17 protein-coding genes are annotated in these 22,156 nt (G+C 69.0%); 9 read left to right on the top strand and 8 right to left on the bottom strand.

All coding sequences use genetic code 11. The annotated features are described in order from the left end of the window. Positions 1-6 precede the first annotated feature (6 nt). The 3 genes from J2S73_RS03555 (at position 7) to J2S73_RS03545 (ending at position 2,830) form a co-directional block, all read left to right on the top strand. Positions 7-516 (top strand): tripartite tricarboxylate transporter TctB family protein, encoded by a 510-nt coding sequence (locus tag J2S73_RS03555; RefSeq protein ID WP_306884040.1) that lies wholly within the window; start codon positions 7-9, stop codon positions 514-516. A gap of 3 nt (positions 517-519) precedes the next feature. Beyond that, on the top strand, positions 520-2,010 hold the full coding sequence (locus J2S73_RS03550) for a tripartite tricarboxylate transporter permease (protein ID WP_306884039.1): 1,491 nt from the start codon (positions 520-522) through the stop codon (positions 2,008-2,010). A 310-nt stretch (positions 2,011-2,320) separates the two neighbouring features. Next, positions 2,321-2,830, top strand: coding sequence for a hypothetical protein (locus tag J2S73_RS03545; RefSeq protein ID WP_306884038.1), 510 nt, complete (start codon positions 2,321-2,323; stop codon positions 2,828-2,830). Positions 2,831-2,849: 19 nt separating this feature from the next. Here the strand turns inward: J2S73_RS03545 and J2S73_RS03540 are convergent, their stop codons facing one another. Further along, positions 2,850-3,314, bottom strand: a complete 465-nt coding sequence (locus J2S73_RS03540; protein WP_306884037.1) for an NUDIX hydrolase — start codon at positions 3,312-3,314, stop codon at positions 2,850-2,852. A gap of 221 nt (positions 3,315-3,535) precedes the next feature. Between J2S73_RS03540 and mbfA the strand changes: the two genes are divergently transcribed. After that, the gene (gene mbfA, locus J2S73_RS03535) at positions 3,536-4,513 is read left to right on the top strand and encodes an iron exporter MbfA (protein WP_306884036.1); all 978 of its coding nucleotides are present in this window, start codon (positions 3,536-3,538) and stop codon (positions 4,511-4,513) included. 19 nt (positions 4,514-4,532) lie between these two features. Here the strand turns inward: mbfA and J2S73_RS03530 are convergent, their stop codons facing one another. The 6 genes from J2S73_RS03530 to J2S73_RS03505 all read right to left on the bottom strand — a co-directional run bounded on the left by J2S73_RS03530 (position 4,533) and on the right by J2S73_RS03505 (position 8,425). Then, a complete protein-coding gene (locus J2S73_RS03530) occupies positions 4,533-5,765 on the bottom strand; it encodes an MFS transporter (RefSeq protein WP_370874400.1) in 1,233 nt (410 codons plus the stop codon). A gap of 64 nt (positions 5,766-5,829) precedes the next feature. Next, a complete protein-coding gene (locus J2S73_RS03525; RefSeq protein ID WP_306884034.1) occupies positions 5,830-6,444 on the bottom strand; it encodes a TetR/AcrR family transcriptional regulator in 615 nt (204 codons plus the stop codon). A gap of 81 nt (positions 6,445-6,525) precedes the next feature. Further along, positions 6,526-6,735: a hypothetical protein gene (locus J2S73_RS03520; protein WP_306884033.1), complete on the bottom strand. Its 210-nt coding sequence runs from the start codon at positions 6,733-6,735 to the stop codon at positions 6,526-6,528. Between the two features lie 182 nt (positions 6,736-6,917). Further along, complete coding sequence (locus tag J2S73_RS03515; RefSeq protein ID WP_306884032.1) at positions 6,918-7,382, bottom strand: DUF2214 domain-containing protein; 465 nt, start codon at positions 7,380-7,382, stop codon at positions 6,918-6,920. A gap of 8 nt (positions 7,383-7,390) precedes the next feature. After that, a complete protein-coding gene (locus J2S73_RS03510; protein WP_306884031.1) occupies positions 7,391-7,759 on the bottom strand; it encodes a DUF6152 family protein in 369 nt (122 codons plus the stop codon). A 105-nt stretch (positions 7,760-7,864) separates the two neighbouring features. Next, positions 7,865-8,425, bottom strand: a complete 561-nt coding sequence (locus J2S73_RS03505) for a histidine phosphatase family protein (RefSeq protein ID WP_306884030.1) — start codon at positions 8,423-8,425, stop codon at positions 7,865-7,867. A 444-nt stretch (positions 8,426-8,869) separates the two neighbouring features. Between J2S73_RS03505 and J2S73_RS03500 the strand changes: the two genes are divergently transcribed. The 5 genes from J2S73_RS03500 to glgX all read left to right on the top strand — a co-directional run bounded on the left by J2S73_RS03500 (position 8,870) and on the right by glgX (position 20,944). Then, a complete protein-coding gene (locus J2S73_RS03500; RefSeq protein WP_306884029.1) occupies positions 8,870-11,389 on the top strand; it encodes a glycogen/starch/alpha-glucan phosphorylase in 2,520 nt (839 codons plus the stop codon). Positions 11,390-11,482: 93 nt separating this feature from the next. Beyond that, a complete protein-coding gene (glgB, locus tag J2S73_RS03495) occupies positions 11,483-13,666 on the top strand; it encodes a 1,4-alpha-glucan branching protein GlgB (RefSeq protein ID WP_306884028.1) in 2,184 nt (727 codons plus the stop codon). A gap of 104 nt (positions 13,667-13,770) precedes the next feature. Continuing rightward, the gene (glgC, locus tag J2S73_RS03490) at positions 13,771-15,033 is read left to right on the top strand and encodes a glucose-1-phosphate adenylyltransferase (protein ID WP_306884027.1); all 1,263 of its coding nucleotides are present in this window, start codon (positions 13,771-13,773) and stop codon (positions 15,031-15,033) included. Between the two features lie 197 nt (positions 15,034-15,230). Further along, positions 15,231-16,697, top strand: a complete 1,467-nt coding sequence (glgA, locus tag J2S73_RS03485) for a glycogen synthase GlgA (protein ID WP_306884026.1) — start codon at positions 15,231-15,233, stop codon at positions 16,695-16,697. Beyond that, positions 16,694-20,944: a glycogen debranching protein GlgX gene (glgX, locus tag J2S73_RS03480; RefSeq protein WP_306884025.1), complete on the top strand. Its 4,251-nt coding sequence runs from the start codon at positions 16,694-16,696 to the stop codon at positions 20,942-20,944. Before glgA ends, glgX begins: the two co-directional genes overlap by 4 nt. Here the strand turns inward: glgX and J2S73_RS03475 are convergent, their stop codons facing one another. After that, positions 20,945-22,111: an acetyl-CoA acetyltransferase gene (locus J2S73_RS03475; protein ID WP_306884024.1), complete on the bottom strand. Its 1,167-nt coding sequence runs from the start codon at positions 22,109-22,111 to the stop codon at positions 20,945-20,947. Between the last annotated feature and the right edge of the window lie 45 nt (positions 22,112-22,156).

Here is a 22,156-nt window from a genome sequence, read left to right as displayed (position 1 = left end):
CGCTCCATGAGCAACGTCGATGCGGGCGACGTCCGTGCGCGGCCCTCGCGCACGGGCGACGCCATCGCCGCCGCGATCGGGCTCGCCGCCATCGGCCTGTTCGTCGCAGCGCCCTCCCTGGTCGACCGGTCGGGACCGGATCCCTTCTACAAGGGGCCGCTGATCTTCCCGCTGATCGCGCTCGCGATCACGGCGGCCGGCGCCCTGCCGTCCGCGTTCCGGCTGGTCACGGGCACCACCCGGAGCTGGCGGATCGACGGCGCCGGCGTGCCGCTGCGTGCGATCGGCCTGTTCGCGCTGGCCTGCCTCTACGCGCCGGCCATCGCAGCCTTCGGTCTCGACGCCGCGACGTTCGTCTTCCTGTTTCTCGGCCTTCTCGCCGCCGGCTACCGCCGCCCGCTGCGCGCGCTCGCCGTCGCCGTCTCTGTGACGCTGATCATGCATCTGGCCTTCGTGACCGTCCTCGACATCTGGTTTCCGACGCCGAGCCTGGCGCCGCTCACCTTCGGAGGCTGAGCCGTGGACATCGTCACGTCCGGCTTCCAGGCCGCCTTCGCCCTGGACAACCTGATCGCGCTGGTCATCGGCTCCGTCGTCGGCATCGTGGTCGGCGTGCTGCCGGGGCTCGGCCCGATGGTCGGCATGGTGGTGCTTCTGCCGTTCACCTTCCAGCTCGCGCCCGACGTCGCGCTGTCGCTGCTGCTCGGCGTCTTCTGCGGCGGCTATTTCGGCGGCGCGGTTCCGGCCGTCCTGCTGAGGGTGCCCGGCGTTCCCTCGTCCATCGTGACCAGCTTCGACGGCTTTCCCCTCACCGAACAGGGCAAGGCGCAGACGGCCCTTTCGGCCGCCCTGGTCGGATCGCTCGGCGGCGGTCTCGTCTCCATCGCGATCCTGGTGGTGCTCGCCCCGCTTCTCTCTCGGGTGGCGGCCAGCTTCGGGCCGCCGGAATATTTCGCCGTCGCCGTCTTCGGCACGCTTCTGGTCGCGGTCTCGTTCCGCGAGAAGCTCGGCCAGGCGGTCCTCCTGATCGGGCTCGGCTTCTGGCTCTCCACCGTCGGCATCGACGGCCCGACCCTCAGCCCGCGCTTCACCTTCGGCAGCTGGGCCATGCAGAACGGGCTCGACCTGGTCGCCCTCGTCCTCGGCCTGTTCGGGATCGGCCAGGCGCTCCTGCTTCTGGAACAGGGCATCCTGAAGACAGACCGGCTCAGCCTCACCCGCTCCAGCCTCGATTTCAGCGAGATCGTGAAGGTTCTTCGCTACTGGAAGACGCTGATCCGCTCCGGCGTGCTCGGCACCTTCATCGGGCTCCTGCCCGGCCCCGGCTCGGTGCTCGCCTCATTCGTCGCCTACGACGTCGCCAAGCGGCGCTCGCCGCACCCCGAAGAGTTCGGCCGCGGCACCCCGGAAGGCTGCCTCGCGTCCGAAGCCGGCAACAACGCGGTGCCGGCCGGCGCCCTGATCCCGCTCCTCACACTCGGCATTCCGGGCGAGGCGCTGAGTGCGCTCCTGCTCGGCGTCTTCACCCTGAACGGCATCTATCCGGGGCCGCTCCTGCTGATCAAGGAGCCGGTCCTGATCTCGACCCTCTACTGGTCGATGCTGCTCATCAACCTGGTCTCCTTCGCCGTGCTGGCGATCTGGCTCCGGCCGTTCGCGCTCATCGTCAAGGTTCCGAAGGAGATCATCGCCGTCTGCGTCATCGCCGTCTCGCTGGTCGGCATCTACGCGGTCAACACGCGCTTCTTCGACTGCGGCGTGGCGCTGGCGGCGGGTGTCGTCGGCTATGTCCTGCTGCGCCTCGGCTGGCCGCTGGTCGCGCTGGTGATGGGCATCGTCCTCGGCCCGATCATCGAGAACCGGCTTCGGGAAACGCTGAGCCTCGGCGACGGAAGCCCGATGATCCTCTTGGAACGGCCGATCACCATCGCGATCCTGGTGCTCTGCGCGGTCATGGTGCTACTGCCCCTGCGCCATCGCCTGACTGGCCGCCGGAAGGCCGGGAGCTGAGCCCGGCGCAGCACGGGCCCGGCCGGCGTGCCACATCGCTCCCGCATCTTAACCAACCGACCGGTTTCGCCTTTGGAGCGCCGCCCTGTTGCGTTAGGACTTCCTTAACCTGAACCTTGGCGGACAGGCGGATCTTCTTTTCGGAGGCTCCGCTCGAGCATGTCCCGTTCGGATTCAATCGATCTGAACGAAGAGGAAGTGCTCAACCTGTTCGCCCTGGAGCCTTTTCTTGTCGGTCGGGTGTCTCCCCCTGATCGGAAAAGGCACTGGGTCCGTCAGGACGGTCCGGGACGTTCCGAAGGAGGCGACAGTGCTCGATCGCGCGATGAGGATCCTGACCCTGCTGGCGGTTGTGTCCGTTCCCGGTGCGGCCGTCGCCGAATATTCCTACAAGCCGGCCCAGGAGGTCCCGCAACGGGTCTATCCGGAGGGCTCCGGCAGCATTCAGAACTCCGCCCCGCTGGGCTACGCCGCGATGGCGGTCGGGCCCGCCGGACGCAGCTGGATCATCGGCGCGCGCTCGGAAGCCGACGCCCGGCAGCAGGCGCAGCAGGAGTGCAGCCAGTTCGGCGACAATTGCCAGGCCGTCGCCTCCGGCACGGACCGCGGCTACTTCGTCGGCGGCTACTGCGGCGACACCCCCAAGGCCGCCTATTCCACGATCGATTTCCTCGACGCCCAGGACCGCTTCTACGGCTACGCGCTCGGGTCGCGTCAGGGCTTCGTCGAACAGGACGGCGACTGCCGGATCGACTGGCTGGGTCACCGCGTCATGCCGACCCTGGACGAGCGGCCGACCCTCGTCTCGGGCCGGCGATAGAGCCCGGCCGATTTGGTCGTCAGGCGCTCGTCAGCAGATCCATCAACCGGTCGAGAAACGGGGTCTGGCGCGGGATGAGCTTCACCCGCGCCCGGTCGAGATCGAACCAGTCGGCGCGGTCCACTTCCGGAAACGACCGCATCCGGCCACTGCGGGGCGGCCATTCCATGTCGAAGGTGTTGCTGCGCGCCGTCCGGGTCTCGAACGTGCCATGCACGGCGTAGGCGACCACACGCTTGCCGCCGCCCTGCCGGACTTCCCCGAGCGGCTGCAGCGTGCCGTCGACAGGGGAGCCGAGCTCTTCCTCGAACTCACGGCGGGCCGCCTCTTCCGGCTCTTCCTCCGACTGGATCTCGCCCTTCGGAATGGACCAGGCGCCGATGTCCTTGTTGCGCCAGTAGGGACCGCCGGGATGGACCAGCAGCACTTTCAGGCCGTCGCCGGAACCGCGATACATCAGGATACCGGCACTTCTCGAAGCCAAACGATCCCTCTCTGCGCGTCAGACACCGTAAACGCCGGCCATGTCATGCCCGCGGCGATCGACATGCAAAAGATCAGCCAGAATCGGCAAGGAAGGCAACCGCCTCGGCGCGGGTGCCGGCCCTCTGTCATGGGCGCGTCAATCCGGACCGGTTTCTATGAGCGCCACACGCTCATCGCCCGCCGCTCGCTGCCGGCCGAACGTCAGGAGACAGGATTGACATGATACCCGGATTTTCCACCCGGCGGCGGTTCCGCGACCTTACGGAGCGCGAGGTCCTTGCGCTTGCCATCTCCAACGAGACCGACGACAGCGAGATCTACGCCGCCTTCGCCGAGCATCTGAAGGAGGATTTTCCGGCGTCCGCGAAGATCTTCGAGGGCATGGCCGCCGAGGAGGAAGAGCACCGCCGCCGGCTGACCGACCTCTATCACGCCCGTTTCGGCCAGGCGATCCTGCCGATCCGCCGCCAGGACGTGACCGGCTTCTTCTCGCGCCGCCCGATCTGGATGATCACCAATCTCGGCATCGAACGGATCCGCAAGGAAGCGGAGATCATGGAGGTCGATGCCCGCACCTTCTATCTCGCGGCCGCGGATCGCTGCCCGGATCCCGATATCAGGAAACTGCTGTCGGAGCTGGCCCAGGCGGAAACCGAGCACGTCGGCGTCGCCCAGAAACTGACCGAGGACGCCCTGACCCCCGAAGCCCGCTCCACCGAGGACGCCGTCGCCCATCGCCGCTTCGTGCTGACCTACGTGCAGCCGGGATTGGCGGGTCTGATGGACGGGTCGGTCTCGTCGCTCGCCCCGGTCTTCGCGGCCGCCTTTGCCACCCAGGATTCCTGGAGCACCTTCCTGGTCGGTCTCGCCGCAGCCGTCGGCGCGGGCATTTCCATGGGCCTGACCGAAGCACTCTCCGACGACGGCGTCATCACCGGGCGGGGTGCGCCCACCCGCCGGGGCCTGGCCTGCGGGATCATGACCACCGTCGGCGGGCTCGGCCATGCCCTGCCCTACCTGATCCCGTCCTTCTGGACGGCCACGGCCATCGCCATCCTTGTCGTGTTCCTGGAGCTGTGGGCGATCGCCTGGATCCGCTGGAAGTACATGGACACACCCTTCCTGCGGGCCACGGTCCAGATCGTGCTCGGCGGCGCGCTGGTATTCGCCGCCGGCATTCTCATAGGCAACGCCTGACCGGAGAGCGAGCAAGGCCTCAGCCGAGCGACCGGGTGTCGGCTTCGGCCGAAGCTGCCGCCGCCCTGCGCGCCGGCAGGATTTCGGTCGCGACGAGCACCGAAAGGGCGACCAGCGGCAGCGCACCGCCGATCGCCATGGCCAGCGTCCAGCCGCCCATCGCATAGGCGCCGCCCCCGATCGCGGCGAACAGCGCCCCGCTCAGGAAGAACGCCGTCATGTAGAGGCCGTTCAGACGGCCGCGCAGTTCCGGCGCCAGCGAAAAGACCGACCGTTGGCCCAGCACCATGACGCCCGTCGCACCGGCATCCAGCAGGATCGCCGCAAGGACGAGCAGGGCAAGGCCCGAGGTTGTTCCGTTCGCCGCAACAAGCGCAAGAAGACATGCCAGTGCCCCGGTGCCCGCGGCAACCACGGTGGCCGATCGGATCCAGCCCCGGTCCGCGACGCGGCCGGCGATGGGCGCCGCAATCGCTCCCGCCACGCCGGCGAGCGCGAACAGCGCGATCCCGCCCTGGCTGAGATGAAACATCTCGGTGAGCAGCAGCGGCGCCGTCGTCCAGAACAGCGTGAAGGAGCCGAACATGCAGGCCTGATAGCAGGCGCGGCGCTGCAGCGTCGGCGTTCTGAGCGCGAGCCCCGCCATCGAGGCGATCAGGTCCCGGTAGCGCATGCGGGTCTGCGGCCGGCGCGGCGGCAGCACCAGCGCGAGAACGACCACCAGGATCGTCAGCAGGCCGGCGGATATAATGAAGATCGCGTGCCACGAGAAGAGCTCGGTGGCGAAGCTCGCCGCCGGCCGGGACAGCATGATGCCGAGCATCAGCCCGCTCATGATGTTGCCGACCACCTGTCCCTGGCGGCGGGCCGGGGCGAGATGCGCGGTATAGGGCACGATCACCTGGACCGCCACCGATGCAATGCCGATCAGCCAGGCCGACAGCAGGAAGGCCGCCGCCGTCGTCGACAACGCGGCCCCGATGAGCGACAGGATCGAGAGGCCGAGCAGGCCGATCACGAGCCTGCGGTTCTCCACCAGATCGGCGACCGGCACCACGAAGAAGAGTCCGACGCCGTAGCCGATCTGGAAGACGGAGACGATCAGGCCGGCAAGCGCGTCCGGCATGTCCAGGGCCGTGCCGATGACGCCGACAAGCGGCTGGGCGTAGTAGATGTTCGCAGCTCCAAGCCCGCAGGTGAGCGCGAGCAGGAACGTGAGCCAGCCGGGAAAGCGGTCGGCGTCTGGGGACATGGCGGCAGGGGACAACGAGCAGCTCCGGTTGGATGCGGCCGCCTTTGCAGCGGCCGCTCGGCGATCAGGCGAGTGTCTTCATTGCCTGCACGACGCAGGCCATCATGTCCGGCCGGCTTCTGCCGGTCTTGCCCACGACCCGGAACCCCTGCACCACGCACAGCAGCGTCAGCGCCGCGGCGTCCGGATCCAGCTCCGCGGGGATCGAGCCGTCGGTCTGGCCGAGGCGGATCTCATCCCGCAGCATCGCCTCCAGACGCCCCATCGCCGCGGCGATCTTTTCGGCCATCTCCGCATCGCAGACGGCCAGATCGAGCGCGCTGCGGGTCACCAGGCACCCGGCTCGGCCCTCCGGCGCCTGGGCCTTTTCGGCGTACGCGGTCAGGACGGTGCGCACCCGCTCCAGGCCATTGAGCCGGTCGTCCAGCCGGGCGCGCAGCTCGGCATGGCTTAGCCCGGCGTAGCGATCGAACGCCGCGAGGAAGACGGCGCGCTTGTCGGGAAACGCCTTGTAGACGCTTCCGGGCGTGAGCTTCATCGCGGCGCACAGCTGCGCCAGCGACGCGCCTTCGTAGCCGCGCGCCTGAAAGACGGGGATCGCGGCGTCGAGAGCGGCGTCGATGTCGAACTCGCGCGGCCGGCCACGCGACCGCCTGTGGGTAGCAGGCGCAGTGATCATGCCTGCGGTCAATTAGAGAACGATCGTTTCCAAATCAATCAAAAAAGTCTTCGCCCAGCGTGGTCCACTCACCTTCAGGGATCAGGCTTGGCGCCATTTGCCGTCGTCGGAGAGACCATCGACGTGGTGGGTGTCGCGCAGCTCGGCCACGCTCTCGGCTTCCACGTGGAAATAGCGCGCGATCTGCACGTCGGTCAGCCCCATGTCCTTGAGTGCCCGCAGATAGGGGGCCGCAATCGGCCACTCCGCAGCGGCCCCGGGGACGGCAACCTGTTCACTCGTTTCGCCCATTTCGTCGCTCCCACTCACGCTTCCGGACGGCTTTGTCCGGTCCTCCACACTGCGGATCCGCCCCCCTTGCACCGGCAAGGGCAAGCGCCCCGTCTGTCACGTATCGATATACGAAACGATCACGGCGGTTTTTTGATCCCTGCCACCCATGCGTGCTGCGACGCACCATCGGGCGGCCCCGCTCAGACGAAGGCGATCAGACGTCCGCATGCGAGCGCCGCGATCCAGAACCCCAGGGAAAGCACGGCGTGCGCCTTCAGTGCTGCGCTTTTTCCCTGGTCGAGAAGCGCTCCGTGGCGCGCGTGGGCGACCAGAGCGGACACCGTCGCGATCGCCACGAGGCCTATCTTGAGTTGAAAGACCCGGAGGTCCGCATAGTGCGTGGCGCGGACGGAAAACAGGAGCCCGCCGGTGATCAGAGCGAGGCCCAGCCCCACCGCCGCGAGCGGCGCGAGAACGCGGACCAGATCGTTCCGACGCACCGAAGGCCACGCCCCGAGGAGCTTCAGGTCCAACGGCACCACCGAGCCGATCAGAAGCGCGATTGAGAAGATGTGCCCGGCATTCAGCGCCGCATAGCTCCACCGGGCCGAGCGGAAGAACGCCGCGACCGACGTGGCCTGCAGCTCGGCCAGCAGCGCCGCCATCCGAAGGCTCAGTCCCGGCCGGGGTAAAGTTCGTATTCCCGATCGCCGAGATAGAGGCGCTCGACCTTCAGCCGCCGTTCGGAAATGTCGGCCGACGGCTCGCCGATCGCACGGATTTCCACGCCTTCGGCCAGATCGCCTTCCGTCAGACCGGCGCGATCGTTGCGCCAGGGCTGGCCCACCTCCACGGTCCAGGTCTCACCCTCGACGTCGACCTCCAGGATGCCGTGCGGATTGCCGAGACGGGTGGCGACGATGACCCCTGTGAGCTCGACGTTGTCGCCGGTGGTCCAGCTCCAGCCGTGATGGGCGGCCGCCGGAACGGCGGCGGCGATCATCCAGAAGCCGGTGAGCAAAGCTGTCAGACTGCGTTTCATGCTCGGATCCCTTCCCGAAGTGTGAAGCCCCGGCCGCGCATATCGATATCAGCTGCTTGCCTCATCGACACCTCACAGGTCCTTGTGAAGCGGCACCCTCACGGCTCACGGTCGGATGCGCCCGACGACCGCGACCCCCTCGTTGGCCGGCTCGATCACCACGACCTCGCCTTCCCGAGGGAAAACGCCGGTCAGCGCCGTGACGTTCACCTGATGGGTGACGAGAACCAGCGCCCCGGGTCCGTCCCAGCCCGCCACGATCTCCCGGGTCGCCCGGGTCTGGGCGTCGGAGCGGCTGCGGTTCTGAAAGAACGAATCGAGCGCCGGCTCGGGCGCAGCGGCGTCCGGGAAGGCCAGTTCCGCCGTATCGCGGGCCCGACACCAGCGCGAATGAAGCGCGGCGCCCACATCGACGCCTTCCTCCCGGAACCGGTCGCCGAGCCGGCGCGACTGGTCCCGGCCGGTTTGCGACAGGTTCCTCTGGGTCGTGCAGTCGCCGAGCCGGAAGTTCGACGGGTCGCCGGTTCCCGGTGCCCGCGCGTGCCGGATGATGGCGACGCCGCCGTTCCGCAGCGCCTCCCAGGCCGCCTCCTCGTTGGCCTGGACGCCGCCTGGCCAGGCGGCCATGCCGGTGACGAGCACGAATGCGGCGAGAACTCTCAGCATGATACCCCTCCTGAAGCAGATCCCGGTCGGACCGGTTCGGCCGGACCGGAACGTGCCTGCTCGATTCATGCGCTCCGGAACCGTTTCCGGGTACTCCGACGCCTCAACAGGTGGGCCAACGGCCCCTGCGCGCCGCTTTCGTCCCGGTGCGCCCGCGTGATAGGTTCTTTGACCAGTACGGGTGAAGGCGCGTGACGGATCGCCTTTACGGGGAGATCGACGTCGCCGGGAAATCCGTCGGCACCCGCGTGCCAGCGCTGTCGGCGTGATGAGTGCTGGTATCGGTCGGGTCTTCGCGGCACAATGCGGCCCGCGCGGATCCTCGCCGGTCCCGCCCCGTCCCTTGCGTGAATCGGCCACCTGCCAATCCGTTTTTTCCGGACAAGCCCCGCCAAAGCCTCCCGGGCGAGACTGGTCCGCCGATCGTCAGCCAACCGAGCGACCATGACCGAACAGACCCATGAGACCGGCCTTGCGAGCGAAGGCACGCATGCCGAAGACACCCCGCACCGCCGGGCGACCGACGATCCGAGCCGTGCGGACTATTGGCGCGAGCGGATCCTCGCCAAGCTCGTTTACCAGGTGGGCAAGGATCCCGAGCACGCCGAGCCTCACGACTGGTATGTCGCCACCGCGCTCGCGGTCCGCGACCGCATCGTCGACCACTGGATCCCGGCGACGCGGGCGACCTATGCCAAGCCGGTGAAGCGGGTCTACTACCTGTCGCTGGAATTCCTGATCGGCCGCCAGCTCCGGGACACCGCCTACAATCTGGGCTATGTCGACGCCGTCGCCGCCGCGCTGGAAGGGCTCGGCACCGATTTCGAGACGGTGCGCAATCTCGAACCGGACGCGGCGCTGGGCAACGGCGGTCTCGGCCGCTTGGCCGCCTGCTTCATCGAGACCATGGCGTCCCTCGGCATCGCCGGCTACGGCTACGGCATCCGCTACGATCACGGCCTCTTTCGCCAGGCGCTGCCAGACGGCATGCAGCGCGAGCTTCCCGAAGACTGGCTGGCCTACGGCTCGCCCTGGGAGTTCCGCCGCCCCGAAGCCCGCTACGACATCGGCTTCGGCGGCTCGGTCGCGGCCAGTCACGACGCCCACCACCTGGGCGCGCGGGAATGGAAGCCGGCGGAAACCGTGCTTGCGATCGCCTACGACAATCCGGTGGTCGGCTGGCGCGGCCGCTATGTCTCCACGCTGCGGCTCTGGTCGGCGCGCTCCAAGGACCCGATCAGCCTGGAGGACTTCAACCGCGGCGACCATGTCGGCGCGCTTGCCGACCGCGCCAAGGCGGAGGCGATCTCCAAGGTCCTCTACCCGTCCGATTCCACCGATGCCGGCCAGGAGCTGCGGCTGCGCCAGGAGTACTTCTTCACCTCCGCCTCCCTGCAGGACATGATCCGCCGCCACACGGTGAACGAAGGCTACAGCGTCTACGATCTGCCTGACCACGTGTCCGTGCAGCTCAATGACACCCATCCGGCCATCGCCGTGCCGGAACTGATGCGGCTTCTGGTCGACGTCTACGAGGTGCCGTGGGCGGACGCCTGGGACATTACCCGGAACACGCTGTCCTACACCAACCATACCCTGCTGCCCGAGGCGCTGGAGACGTGGCCGGTGCCGCTGATGGAGCGGCTGCTGCCGCGGCACATGCAGATCATCTACCTGATCAACGCCTTCGAGCTGGACCGGGTGCGCGACGAATTCGGCGACGACGGTGCGCTCCTGTCCGAAATCTCGCTGATCGGCGAGGATCACGGACGGTCGGTGCGGATGGGCAACCTCGCCTTCATCGGCTCGCACCGGATCAATGGGGTGTCGGCGCTCCACACCGATCTGGTGCGGGAAACCGTCTTCAGCGGCCTGAACAAGGTCCACCCCGGCCGCATCGTCAACAAGACCAACGGCATCACCTTCCGCCGCTGGCTGTTCCAGGCGAATCCCGGCCTGACCAGCCTGATCCGCGAGGCCATCGGCGACGCGTTCCTGGACGACCACGAGGCACTGTCCGCGCTGACCCCCTTCGCCGACGACCCGGCCTTCCGCGAGAAGATCGCCGCCGTCCGCCGCCAGAACAAGGTCGCGCTTGCCGGCCTGGTGAAGCAGCGCGTCGGCCTGACCCTGGATCCGGACGCGCTGTTCGACGTCCACATCAAGCGCATCCACGAATACAAGCGGCAGCTGCTCAACATTCTCGACGCGGTGGCGCTCTACGACGCCATCCGATCCAACCCGATGCACGACTGGCGTCCCCGGGTGAAGATCTTCGCCGGCAAGGCGGCTGCGAGCTACGCCACCGCGAAGCTGATCATCAAGCTCTCCTGCGATGTGGCGAAGATGATCAATTCGGACCCGACCGTGCGCGGCTTCCTGAAGATCGTCTTCCTCGAGAACTACAATGTCAGCCTGGCGGAGACGCTCATCCCGGCCACCGACCTGTCGGAACAGATCTCCACGGCCGGCATGGAAGCCTCCGGCACCGGCAACATGAAGTTCGGCCTCAACGGCGCCCTCACCATCGGCACCCTCGACGGCGCCAACGTGGAGATGCGCGACCATGTCGGCGAGGACAACATCTACATCTTCGGGATGACCGCCGAGCAGGTCGCCGAGCGGCGCAGCCAGGGCCTGGACATGCAGGAGACCATCCACGCCTCCCGTCATCTGTCGGAAGCCCTCGACCAGATCGCCACCGGCGTGTTCTCCCCGGACCAGCCGGACCGCTACAGCGAGCTTGTCAACACATTGACACACCATGACTATTTCATGGTCACGGCGGACTTTGAGGCCTATCGGGCGATGCAGGTCCATGTCGGCAACGAGTGGAAGGACAAGGACACGTGGTGGCGCAAGTCGGTGCTCAACACCGCGCGGATGGGGTGGTTTTCCGCCGACCGCGCGATTCGCGAGTACGCCGACGGCATTTGGCACGCCAAGCCGGTGGACAGGGACTGACGCGAGGCCATATTGGGCGCGGGGGCAAGCGGCCGGACGGCGCGTTCGCCCCTCCGCCCGGACCGTCCCGTTTCATGAGTTCGTGAGCCTGCCATGCCTCTCTCGTCGACCGATATCGAGGCGATCGTCACCGGCCGGCATGGGGACCCGTTTTCCGTGCTCGGCGCCCACCGGGAAGACGGCCGGTGGACCATCCGCGCCTTTCTGCCGGACGCCAGGCGGGTCGTCGCGGTGTCGGCCACCGACAATCGGGAACTCGGCGAGCTGGAGCGGATCCACCCGGCCGGGTTCTACGCCGGCCCCATCCCGAACCGGGAAGACCGGCCGCGCTACCGGCTGAAGGCCAGCGACGCGACCGCCACCTGGAAATTCTTCGACCCCTACGCCTTCGCGCCCGTCCTCGGCCCCCTCGACGACTGGTTCTTCGCCCAGGGCGCGCACCACCGCCTTTATGACCGCCTCGGCGCCCATCCCATGGAGCACGAGGGCGTGCCGGGCACCCATTTCGCCGTCTGGGCTCCCAATGCGAGCCGCGTCTCTGTGGTCGGCGATTTCAACAATTGGGACGGCCGCCGCCACCCCATGCGCAAGCGCGTCGACACCGGCGTCTGGGAGATCTTCCTGCCCCGGATCGGCGAGGGCACCCTCTACAAGTACGAGATCCTGTCCCGTGACGGCACGTTGCTGCCGCTCAAGTCCGATCCGGTCGGTTTCGCCGGCGAACTGAGGCCGGCAACAGCCTCGCGCGTCATCCGCACCGACCGCTTCGAATGGACGGACGACGACTGGATGGCCGCCCGGGCCGGCCGCGATCCGCGCCGCAGCCCGATGGCGATCTACGAAGTGCACCTCGGCTCCTGGCAGCGTGGCCCGGATGGCCGCTACCTGACCTATGACGAGATCGCCGATGCGCTGGTCCCGTACGTCAGCGCCCTGGGCTTCTCACATGTGGAGTTCCTGCCCGTCACCGAGCATCCGCTCGACGCCTCCTGGGGCTATCAGCCGATCGGCCTCTATGCGCCGACCGTGCGGCACGGCGATCCGGCCGGCTTCGCCCGTCTGGTCGACCGGCTCCACGGCGCCGGCATCGGCGTGCTCCTCGACTGGGTGCCGGCCCACTTCCCCTCCGACGAGCACGGCCTCGCCTTCTTCGACGGCGGGCCGCTCTACGAGGATGCGGATCCGCTGCGCGGCCGCCACCCGCAATGGGGAACGGCGGTCTACGATTTCGGCCGCGTCGAGGTCGCGAACTTCCTGATCGGCTCGGCCCTCTACTGGCTGGAGCGCTTTCATGTCGACGGGCTCCGCGTCGATGCCGTCGCCTCCATGCTCTATCTCGACTACGGCCGGGAAGGCGGGGAGTGGCGGCCCAACGCCCACGGCGGCAACGAGAACCTGGAGGCGGTCGCCTTCCTGAGGCGGCTCAACGAAATCGTCTACGAGACCGTCCCGGGCGCGGTCGTCATCGCCGAGGAGTCCACCGCCTGGCCCGGCGTATCCCAGCCGACCTATTCCGGCGGCCTCGGGTTCGGCTTCAAGTGGAACATGGGCTGGATGCACGACACCCTCGCCTATTTCCGGCGCGAGACCGCCCACCGGCGTCATCACCACAACGAGATCACGTTCGGCCTGCTCTACGCCTTCTCGGAGAATTTCGTCCTGCCGATCTCCCATGACGAGGTCGTGCACGGCAAAGGCACCCTCTACACCCGCATGGCCGGCGACGACTGGCAGAAGCGCGCCAACGTGCGGGCCTTTCTGGCCGCCCAGTGGGCCTATCCCGGCAAGAAGCTCCTGTTCATGGGGCAGGAATTCGCCCAGGTCCGCGAGTGGGCCTTCGACCGGGCGCTCGACTGGCACCTGCTCGACGATCCGCGCCATGCCGGCATCCGCGACCTCGTCGCCGACCTCAACAGGCTCTACGCGGATGTCCCCGCGCTTCACGTCCGCGACAACGAGGCGGAGGGCTTCGGCTGGGCGATCGTGGACGATGCCGACCGCTCGATCTTTGCCTGGCTCAGGTTCGGTGCGCCCGACGACGCCCCGGTGCTCGTCGTGGCGAACCTGACCGAAACGCCGCACTCGGACGTGGCCGTGCCGGTGCCGCGCGCCGGCCGCTGGCGCGAGGTCCTCAACACCGACGCGGAGCATTATGGCGGCTCCGGCTGGGGCAACATGGGCGGCGTCACGACGCGCAACGACAGCGACGGCCGTCCGGTGGCCTGGGTCACGTGCCCGCCCCTTGCGACGGTGTGGCTGGCGTGGGAGGAAGCCTAGGGCGTTTCCCGTTCGACCGGGTCGACACGACCGGGACGGAAAGACGCAAGCATCTGACTCGGAAGCGGATTTCCGATCGGAAGCAGACACGATAGGAGCGGTGCATGTCCGGTCTCAAAGGCAATTCCCCCCTTGCCCGCTCCGCCATGGCCTATGTGCTTGCCGGCGGCCGCGGCAGCCGGCTTCTGGAACTGACCGACCGGCGCGCCAAGCCCGCCGTCTATTTCGGCGGCAAGACCCGCATCATCGACTTCGCGCTCTCCAACGCGCTGAACTCGGGCGTGCGCCGCATCGCGGTGGCGACCCAGTACAAGGCCCACAGCCTGATCCGCCATCTCAACCGCGGCTGGACCTTCCTGCGCCCGGAACGCAACGAAGGCTTCGACATCCTGCCGGCGAGCCAGCGCGTTTCGGAAGACCGCTGGTATGCGGGCACCGCCGACGCCGTCTACCAGAACCTCGACATCGTCGAGGGCTACGCGCCGGACTATCTGATCATCCTGGCGGGCGACCACATCTACAAGATGGACTACGAGGTCATGCTCGCCCAGCACGTGGCCAGCGGTGCGGACGCCACCGTCGCCTGCGTGGAGATCGATTCCGCGCAAGGGTCCGCCTTCGGCATCATGCATGTCGACGAGGCCGACCGGATCGTGTCCTTCGTGGAGAAGCCGAAGACGGCTCCTGAGATCCCGGGCCAGCCGGGACGCTCGCTCGCCTCGATGGGCATCTACGTGTTCGAGCGCAAGCTCCTGTTCGAGCTCTTGCGCGAAGACGCCGCCGACCCCGCCTCCAGCCACGACTTCGGCAAGGACGTCATCCCGAAGCTGGTCGCCGCCGGCAACACCTGGGCGCACCGGTTCGAGGCGAGCTGCGTGCGTTCCGGCGCGGAACGCTCCGCCTACTGGCGCGATGTCGGCACCATCGACGCCTACTGGGAAGCCAACATCGACCTCACCGAGATCGTGCCGGAACTCGACCTGTTCGACCGGGACTGGCCGATCTGGACCTATTCGGAGCTGACCCCGCCGGCCAAGTTCGTCCACGACAGCGGCGCGCGTCGGGGCCAGGCGATCTCCTCCCTCGTCGCCGGCGGCTGCATCGTGTCCGGCGGCTCCGTGCAGCGCTCCCTGCTTTCCTCCAACGTCCACGTCCACTCCTTCGCGGACGTGTCCTTCTCCGTCGTCCTGCCGGAAGTGGACATCGGCGAAGGCGCCCGCATCGACCGCGCCGTCATCGACCGCGGCGTGAAGATCCCGGACGGGCTCGTCGTTGGCGAGGATCCGGAGGAGGACGCCCGCCGGTTCCGCCGCACAGACCGCGGCATCTGCCTCATCACCCAGGCGATGCTGGATGCGCTCGACTAAAGCATGTCCAGGCCAAGTGGACACCGGTTGGCCGTCCGGACCTGCGTCAAAACGAAGGATTGGAACCGACAGGCAATTCCGTGAAACGCTGACAGGCTCCAGCCCCCGCCGTCTGCGGCCGGATCGCCGCCCGCCGTTCCGGCTCCGTTAACTCCCCCGGTGCATTGTCGCCCGCACCTGCGAGATCGGCCCAGTTGATGACCCCGCTTTCGATCCTCTCCGTCACGTCCGAGATGTTTCCGCTGATCAAGACGGGCGGGCTGGCCGACGTCGCCGGCGCCCTGCCGGCCGCCCTCAGGGCCGAGGGCGTGACGGTCCACACGCTGCTGCCCGGCTATCCGGCGGTGAAGCGGGCGCTCACCTCGGCCCAGACGGTCCTCGACCTGTCGGCGCCGTTCGGGCGGGAGGCGCGGATCCTGGCCGGCACGGCCGGCGGCCTCAGCCTGTTCGTGCTCGACGCGCCCGACCTGTTCGACCGGCCGGGCACCCCTTATGCCGGCCCCGACGGCGCCGACTGGCCCGACAACGGCCTGCGCTTCGGCACCTTCTGCCGGGCGGCGGCCGAACTCGCCGGCGGCGCGGTGGAGGGCTTCCGCCCCGACCTGGTGCACTGCCACGACTGGCAGGCCGGTCTGGTCCCCGCCTATCTGCGCTATGGCGAGCGTGGCGGTCCGCCGAGCATCATGACGATCCACAACATCGCCTTCCAGGGCCAGATGCCGCCGGACATCCTGCCCTGGCTCGGCCTGCCGACCCGCGCCTACAGCGTCGAGGGCATCGAGTATTTCGGCCGCATCGGCTTCCTGAAGGCTTCGATCCGCCTCGCCGACCGGGTCACCACCGTGTCGCCCAGCTATGCCCGCGAGATCCGCTGGCCCGAGTTCGGCATGGGGCTGGAAGGCCTGATCCGCGCCCGCGGACAGGACGTGGTCGGCATCCTGAACGGCATCGACACCGGCGTCTGGGATCCCGCCGCCGACACCGCCATCGCCTCCGGCTTCGATCCCGTCACGCTCTACAAGCGCAAGCCGAACAAGCCGGCCGTGCTGTCCCGCTTCGGCCTCGATCCGGCCAGCGAGCGGCCGCTGCTCGGGGTGGTGAGCCGGCTCACCTGGCAGAAGGGCATCGATCTCCTGGTCGAGGCGCTGCCCACCGTCCTCGGCCTCGACTGCGATCTCGTGGTCCTCGGCGCCGGCGACGCCACGCTGCAGGAGGCGCTCTCCGCCGCCGCCACCCGCCATCCCGACCGGATCGGCGTGGAGATCGGCTACGACGAGGCGCTTGCCCATCAGATCCAGGCGGGCGCCGACGCGATCCTGGTCCCCTCCCGGTTCGAGCCGTGCGGACTGACCCAGCTCTGTGCGCTCCGCTATGGCGCGATCCCCGTCGCCGGCCGGGTCGGCGGTCTCGCGGATACGATCATCGACACCAACGAGATGGCCAAGGTCGCCGGCGTCGGCACCGGCGTCCTGTTCTCCCCCGTCACCAAGGACACCCTCGACCAGGCGCTGGTGCGCACCGCGGAACTCTACCGCGACCCGCAGGTCTGGCGCCGCATCCAGTCGAACGCCATGCGCACCGACGTGAGCTGGGCCGGTCCCGCCGCCGCCTATGCCGGCCTCTACCGGTCGCTGGCCCGCCAGACCCGGGCGGCTGTCCGATGAGCGCGCCTCCCGTCCTGGCCGGGCGACCCGAACCTCTCGGGGTCACCGTCGAGGCCGACGGTCTCAACGTCGCCGTCGTGGCTCCCGATGCCGACGCGATCGAAATCGTGCTGTTCGACGAGACCGGGTCCCGCGCGACAGCCACCGTCATTTTGCCCGCGCGCACCGGGGCCGTTCACCACGGCTTCCTGAAGGGGCCCGGCGAGGGACAGCGTTACGGACTGCGCGCCCACGGCCCCTACGATCCCGCCAGCGGCCTGCGCTTCAATCCGGCGAAGCTGCTGGTCGACCCTTACGCCCGGGCCCTCGACCGGCCGTTCCGCCACGATCCGCTCCTGCGCGGCTCCCGGGACGACGGAAGCCCGGAGCCGACCGACACCGCCGATCTGGTGCCCAAGGCGATCGCCACCGCCGGCCACCGGATCGCGCCCCGGCCCTTCCAGCGGCCGCGCACCGACCGGCCGCCCCTCGTCTACGAGCTGAACGTGCGCGGCTTCACCCGCCTTCATCCGGACATACCGGAAGAGATCCGCGGCACCTTCGCAGCCCTCGGCGAGAAGGCCGTCACCGACCATCTCGTCGACCTCGGCGTCACAATGGTCGAACTGATGCCGGTCATGGCCTGGATCGACGAGCGGCACCTGCCGGAGCTCGGCCTCGCCAACGCCTGGGGCTACAACACCATGGCGTTCATGGCACCGGATCCGCGCCTCGCCCCGGGCGGCATCGAGGAGGTCCGCACCGCCGTCGCCGCCCTCCATGCCGCCGGGCTGGAGGTGATCCTCGACATCGTCCTCAACCACACCGGCGAAAGCGACGAGCTGGGCGCCACCCTCTCCTTCCGCGGCCTCGACAACGCCGGCTACTACCGGCTGCGCCCGGACGACCCGTCGCTCTACGTGAACGACACCGGCTGCGGCAACACGCTGGCCCTCGACCGCCCGCACGTGCTGCGGCTCGCCATGGACACCATGCGCTACTGGGCCCAGGCCGCCGGCATCGACGGGTTCCGCTTCGATCTGGCCACTACCCTCGGGCGCACCGGCACCGGCTTCGATCCCGCCGCACCCCTGTTCCAGTCGATCGAGCAGGACCCGGTGCTGCGCACGCTCCGGATGATCGCGGAGCCCTGGGACGTGGGGCCGGGCGGCCATTGTCTCGGCCAGATGCCGCCGCGCTGGTCGGAGTGGAGCGACCGCTACCGCGACACCGTCCGGAAGTTCTGGCGCGGCGTGGAGCCGGCCGCAGGTGCGCTCGCCTCCAGCCTGACCGGCTCGGCGGAGATCTTCGCGCACGCCCACCGCCGGCCTTCTGCGAGCGTCAATTTCGTCGCCGCCCACGACGGCTTTCCGCTGGCCGACATCGTCGCCTACACCCACAAGCACAACGAGGCCAACGGCGAGTGGAACCGGGACGGGCACGACGACAACCAGTCCTGGAACAATGGCGTCGAAGGCCCGACCGACGAGCCCGCGGTCAACGCGGCACGGCGACGTGATGCGGCCAACCTTCTGGTCACCCTGTTCGCCTCACGCGGGCTGCCGATGCTGTCCATGGGCGACGAACTCGGCCGCACCCAGGGCGGCAACAACAACGCCTACGCCCAGGACAACGAAACCACCTGGGTCGACTGGGCGAGCGCCGACACCGACCGGATCGCCCTGGTCCGCCATCTCTCCGAGCTGCGCCGGCGCCATCCGGCCCTTCGCCTCGATGCCTATCTGACCGGCGCGCCGATCGATGCGCGCGGCATTCCAGACGTGGAATGGCGCCGGGCGGACGGCAACGCGATGACGCCGGCCGACTGGGACGACCCCGACCGCCGGGATCTGGTGATGGCCGCCTATGCCGGCGGTCCGGCCGGCGACCGGGTCGTGCTGGCGCTCAACGCCGGATCCGCGCCGCTCGATGTCGTGCTGCCGAGCCCGCGCGACGGTCATGGCTGGCGCCTTGCCCTCGACACCGGCGCGGCGGATATGACGGCCGTCCGTCCGGTCGAGGGTCTGCACCTTGCGATCGCGCCGCGATCGGCCGCACTGGTGGAGGAGATCCCCGGAGGTTCGGGACCCGGCGGCCCGTCGCGCACGCCATCGGCCGAAACCGCGCCGACGCCCCCGCCTGTCTCGGCCCCCGACGGCGCAGAGAGCCTCGACCGGCTCGCCGAGGCCGCCGGCATCGCGCCGGAATGGTGGGAGGTGGACGGTCACCGCCATGAAGTGTCGCCGGACACGAAGCGGGCCCTGCTTGCCGCCATGGGGCTCCCCGCTGAGACCGCCTCCGACGTCCGGGCCGGTCTCACCGCCCTGTCGGACGAAACCGCGCGCCGTCCCGCTCCCGGGTTCACGGCGGCGCGGGCCGGCGCTCCCGTTTCCCTCGCCCTGCCGCTCGATCCCGAAGGACGGCGCCCCCGCGCCCTGCACATCCGCTTCGCCGGTGGCCAGGAGCGGACGGTCATGATCCCGGCCGACACGGCCGAGGATGAGATCGCCGCCCCGGACGGACGGACGGTACGCCGCCTCAGGATGGACCTGCCGCCGCTGCCGCTCGGCGACCATCGGATCACGCGCGACGACGTCGAGGGCGCCGACGGCACCGGCCGGATCATCGTCGCCCCGGCCGCCTGCTACCGGCCGCCTGCGCTGGAGCGCCCCTGCTTCGGCATCCAGGCAAACCTCTACGGGCTGCGGCGTGACGGCGACGCGGGGATGGGGGACTTCACGACGCTCGGCGAACTCGCGGAGAGCGCCGGCGAGGCCGGCGCGGCCACCGTCGGCATCAACCCGGTGCACATGCTGTTTTCCACCGACCGCGAGCGGGCGAGCCCCTACCACCCGTCCGACCGGCGGTTCCTGGATCCGATCTATATCGACCTCGGCCAGGTGGCCGGAGCCGCCGACCTTCGCGAGCCGGAAGTCTCCGAGGCCGGCACCATCGACTATTCAGGGGTCTGGCGCGTCAAGCGCGCCGCGCTGGAAAGCGCCTTCGAGCGGTTCCGCAGGCTGACCTCCGACCATCCCGACCGGCGCGCCTTCGAGACCTTCCTGACCGGCCGCGGCCGGCCGCTGATCCTGTTCGCCACCTTCCAGCTTCTGGCCGAGGAATGGCCGGAGCGGCCCTGGCCCGTCTGGCCCGACCGGTTCCGGCGGCCCGACGCCCCTGGCATCCGGGAGATCCAGGCCCAGCGCCCGGGCGACATCCTGTTTCACTGCTGGCTGCAATGGCTCGCCGACCGCCAGTTGCGGGCCGCCGCCGACCGGGCGTCCGAAACCGGTCTCGGCCTCGGCCTCTACCGCGATCTGGCCGTCGGCAGCGCGCCGGACGGCGCCGAGGCCTGGGCCGATCAGGACCTTCTGGCAGCCGGGGTTTCGGTCGGTGCCCCGCCCGATCCGTTCAGCGCCGACGGCCAGGTCTGGAACGTGCGGCCGCCGATCCCGCACCGGATGGAAGCCCGCGGCTACCGCCCCTTCTCCTCCCTGCTGGCCGCCAACATGCGCCACGCCGGACTGCTGCGGATCGACCACGCCATGGCCATGACGCGCCTGTTCTGGGTGCCCGACGGCGCGAGCGGCCGCGAAGGCGCCTACGTGCGCCAGAACCTGGACGCCCATCTCGCCGCCCTGTCGCTGGTCAGCCACGGCCATCGCTGCGGGGTGGTGGGCGAGGATCTGGGGACGGTGCCGGAAGGGTTCGCGGAGCGGCTCGGCGCCGCCGATATCCTGTCGACCCGGGTGCTTCTGTTCGAACGCGACGGAGTGCGCTTCAGGCCGCCGGCGTCCTACCCGCAAGGGGCGGCCACCTGTGCCGCGACCCATGACCTGCCGCCGATCGCGGGCTGGTGGCTCGGCCGCGACATCGAGATCGACGTCCATATCGGCCGCGCCGCCGCGGAGGACGACGCCCGCTTCGAGGCCCGCCGGGCGGACCGCGCTGCCCTGCTCGACGCTCTGGCCGACGCCGGCATCGACGTGTCGGCGCTTCCGCCGGCCGCCGACGACGATCCGTCCCAGGCGGCCCTGACCGCGCTGGTCGACGCCGTGCATGCCTTCCTGGCGAAGACGCCCTCGAAGCTCGTGCTGCTGCAGGTCGCCGACCTTCTCGCCGAAACGGCACCGGTCAACGTGCCCGGCACCGATCGGGAATGGCCGAACTGGCGGCTGAGGCTCGGCGAGGAGCTCACGAGGGACGATCTGGCCGCGCGCCTCGGCGCGGCCTTCACCGCGCGCGGAGCGGTCCCCGCCGGGGCGTGATCACTTCATCGACTGAAGGATCGACACGTAGTTGGCGACGGCCGCGCCGCCCATGTTGAAGATGCCGGCCATCTCGGCGCCCTTCACCTGCATGTCGCCCGCCTCTCCGGCGAGCTGCATGGCCGAGACCACGTGCATCGACACGCCCGTCGCCCCGATCGGATGGCCCTTGGCCTTGAGGCCGCCCGACGGGTTCACCGGCAGACGACCGTCCATGTAGGTCGTGCCTTCCTCCAGAACGCGGGCGCCCTGCCCCTCCGGTGCAAGTCCCATCGCCTCGTACTCGATCAGCTCGGCGATGGTGAAGCAGTCGTGGGTTTCCACGAACGACAGGTCGTCCAGGCTGAGATTGGCGGTCTCAAGCGCCCGCCGCCAGGCCTCGGCGCAGCCTTCGAACTTGACGATGTCGCGCTTCGACATGGGCAGGAAATCCTGCACGTGGGCGCCGCCGCGGAAGGCGACCGCCTTCTTCATGCCGAGCGCCGTGGTGGAATCGGCCAGCACCAGCGCCGCCGCGCCGTCGGACACCAGCGAGCAGTCGGTCCGCTTCAGCGGTCCGGCCACGAACGGATTCTTGTCGCTCTCGGCCCGGCAGAACTCGTAGCCCAGATCCTTGCGCATCTGCGCGAACGGGTTGGCGACGCCGTTCTTGTGGTTCTTCGCGGCGATCCTCGCCAGCGCGTCGGACTGGTCGCCGTGGCGCTGGAAATAGAGGTCGGCGATCTTGCCGAACACGCCCGCGAACCCGGCCGGGGTATCGCCGTCCTCCGGCAGATAGGACGCTTTCAGAAGGTTCTGGCCGATCTCGGGGCCCGGCGTCTTCGTCATCTGCTCGACGCCGACCACCAGGACGACGCGGGCGGACTTCGCGGCAATCGACTTCAGCCCCTGATGCACCGCGCCGGAGCCCGTGGCGCAGGCGTTCTCGACGCGCGTCGTCGGCTTGAAGCGGAGATCGGGATCGGCCTGCAGCACCAGCGATGCCGTGAAGTCCTGAGGCGAGAAGCCGGCATTGAAATGGCCGAGAACGATCTCGTCCACGTCCTTCGCCTCGATCCCGGCATCGGCCATCGCCTCGGTGGCGACCTTCACCACCAGGCTTTCGACGGTCTCGTCCTCGAGCTTGCCGAACTTGGAGTGGGCCCATCCCACCATCGCTGCGCACATCTGGCGGCTCCTCGCATTGTTGTTGACCGGCGCTGGAGCGCCGTT

The sequence above is a fragment of the Amorphus orientalis genome (assembly GCF_030814015.1).
Classification (GTDB): domain Bacteria; phylum Pseudomonadota; class Alphaproteobacteria; order Rhizobiales; family Amorphaceae; genus Amorphus; species Amorphus orientalis.
This window is presented reverse-complemented; position numbering and strand designations above follow the sequence as displayed.

Bases quoted from the DNA above. Each gene is read 5' to 3' on its own strand.
- J2S73_RS03555 (WP_306884040.1), top strand. From the start codon at position 7: ATGAGCAACGTCGATGCGGGCGACGTCCGTGCGCGGCCCTCGCGCACG.
- mbfA (WP_306884036.1), top strand. From the start codon at position 3,536: ATGATACCCGGATTTTCCACCCGGCGGCGGTTCCGCGACCTTACGGAG.
- J2S73_RS03530 (WP_370874400.1), bottom strand. From the start codon at position 5,765: ATGTCCCCAGACGCCGACCGCTTTCCCGGCTGGCTCACGTTCCTGCTC.
- J2S73_RS03525 (WP_306884034.1), bottom strand. From the start codon at position 6,444: ATGATCACTGCGCCTGCTACCCACAGGCGGTCGCGTGGCCGGCCGCGC.
- J2S73_RS03520 (WP_306884033.1), bottom strand. From the start codon at position 6,735: ATGGGCGAAACGAGTGAACAGGTTGCCGTCCCCGGGGCCGCTGCGGAG.
- J2S73_RS03515 (WP_306884032.1), bottom strand. From the start codon at position 7,382: ATGGCGGCGCTGCTGGCCGAGCTGCAGGCCACGTCGGTCGCGGCGTTC.
- J2S73_RS03510 (WP_306884031.1), bottom strand. From the start codon at position 7,759: ATGAAACGCAGTCTGACAGCTTTGCTCACCGGCTTCTGGATGATCGCC.
- J2S73_RS03505 (WP_306884030.1), bottom strand. From the start codon at position 8,425: ATGCTGAGAGTTCTCGCCGCATTCGTGCTCGTCACCGGCATGGCCGCC.
- J2S73_RS03500 (WP_306884029.1), top strand. From the start codon at position 8,870: ATGACCGAACAGACCCATGAGACCGGCCTTGCGAGCGAAGGCACGCAT.
- glgB (WP_306884028.1), top strand. From the start codon at position 11,483: ATGCCTCTCTCGTCGACCGATATCGAGGCGATCGTCACCGGCCGGCAT.
- glgC (WP_306884027.1), top strand. From the start codon at position 13,771: ATGTCCGGTCTCAAAGGCAATTCCCCCCTTGCCCGCTCCGCCATGGCC.
- glgA (WP_306884026.1), top strand. From the start codon at position 15,231: ATGACCCCGCTTTCGATCCTCTCCGTCACGTCCGAGATGTTTCCGCTG.
- glgX (WP_306884025.1), top strand. From the start codon at position 16,694: ATGAGCGCGCCTCCCGTCCTGGCCGGGCGACCCGAACCTCTCGGGGTC.
- J2S73_RS03475 (WP_306884024.1), bottom strand. From the start codon at position 22,111: ATGTGCGCAGCGATGGTGGGATGGGCCCACTCCAAGTTCGGCAAGCTC.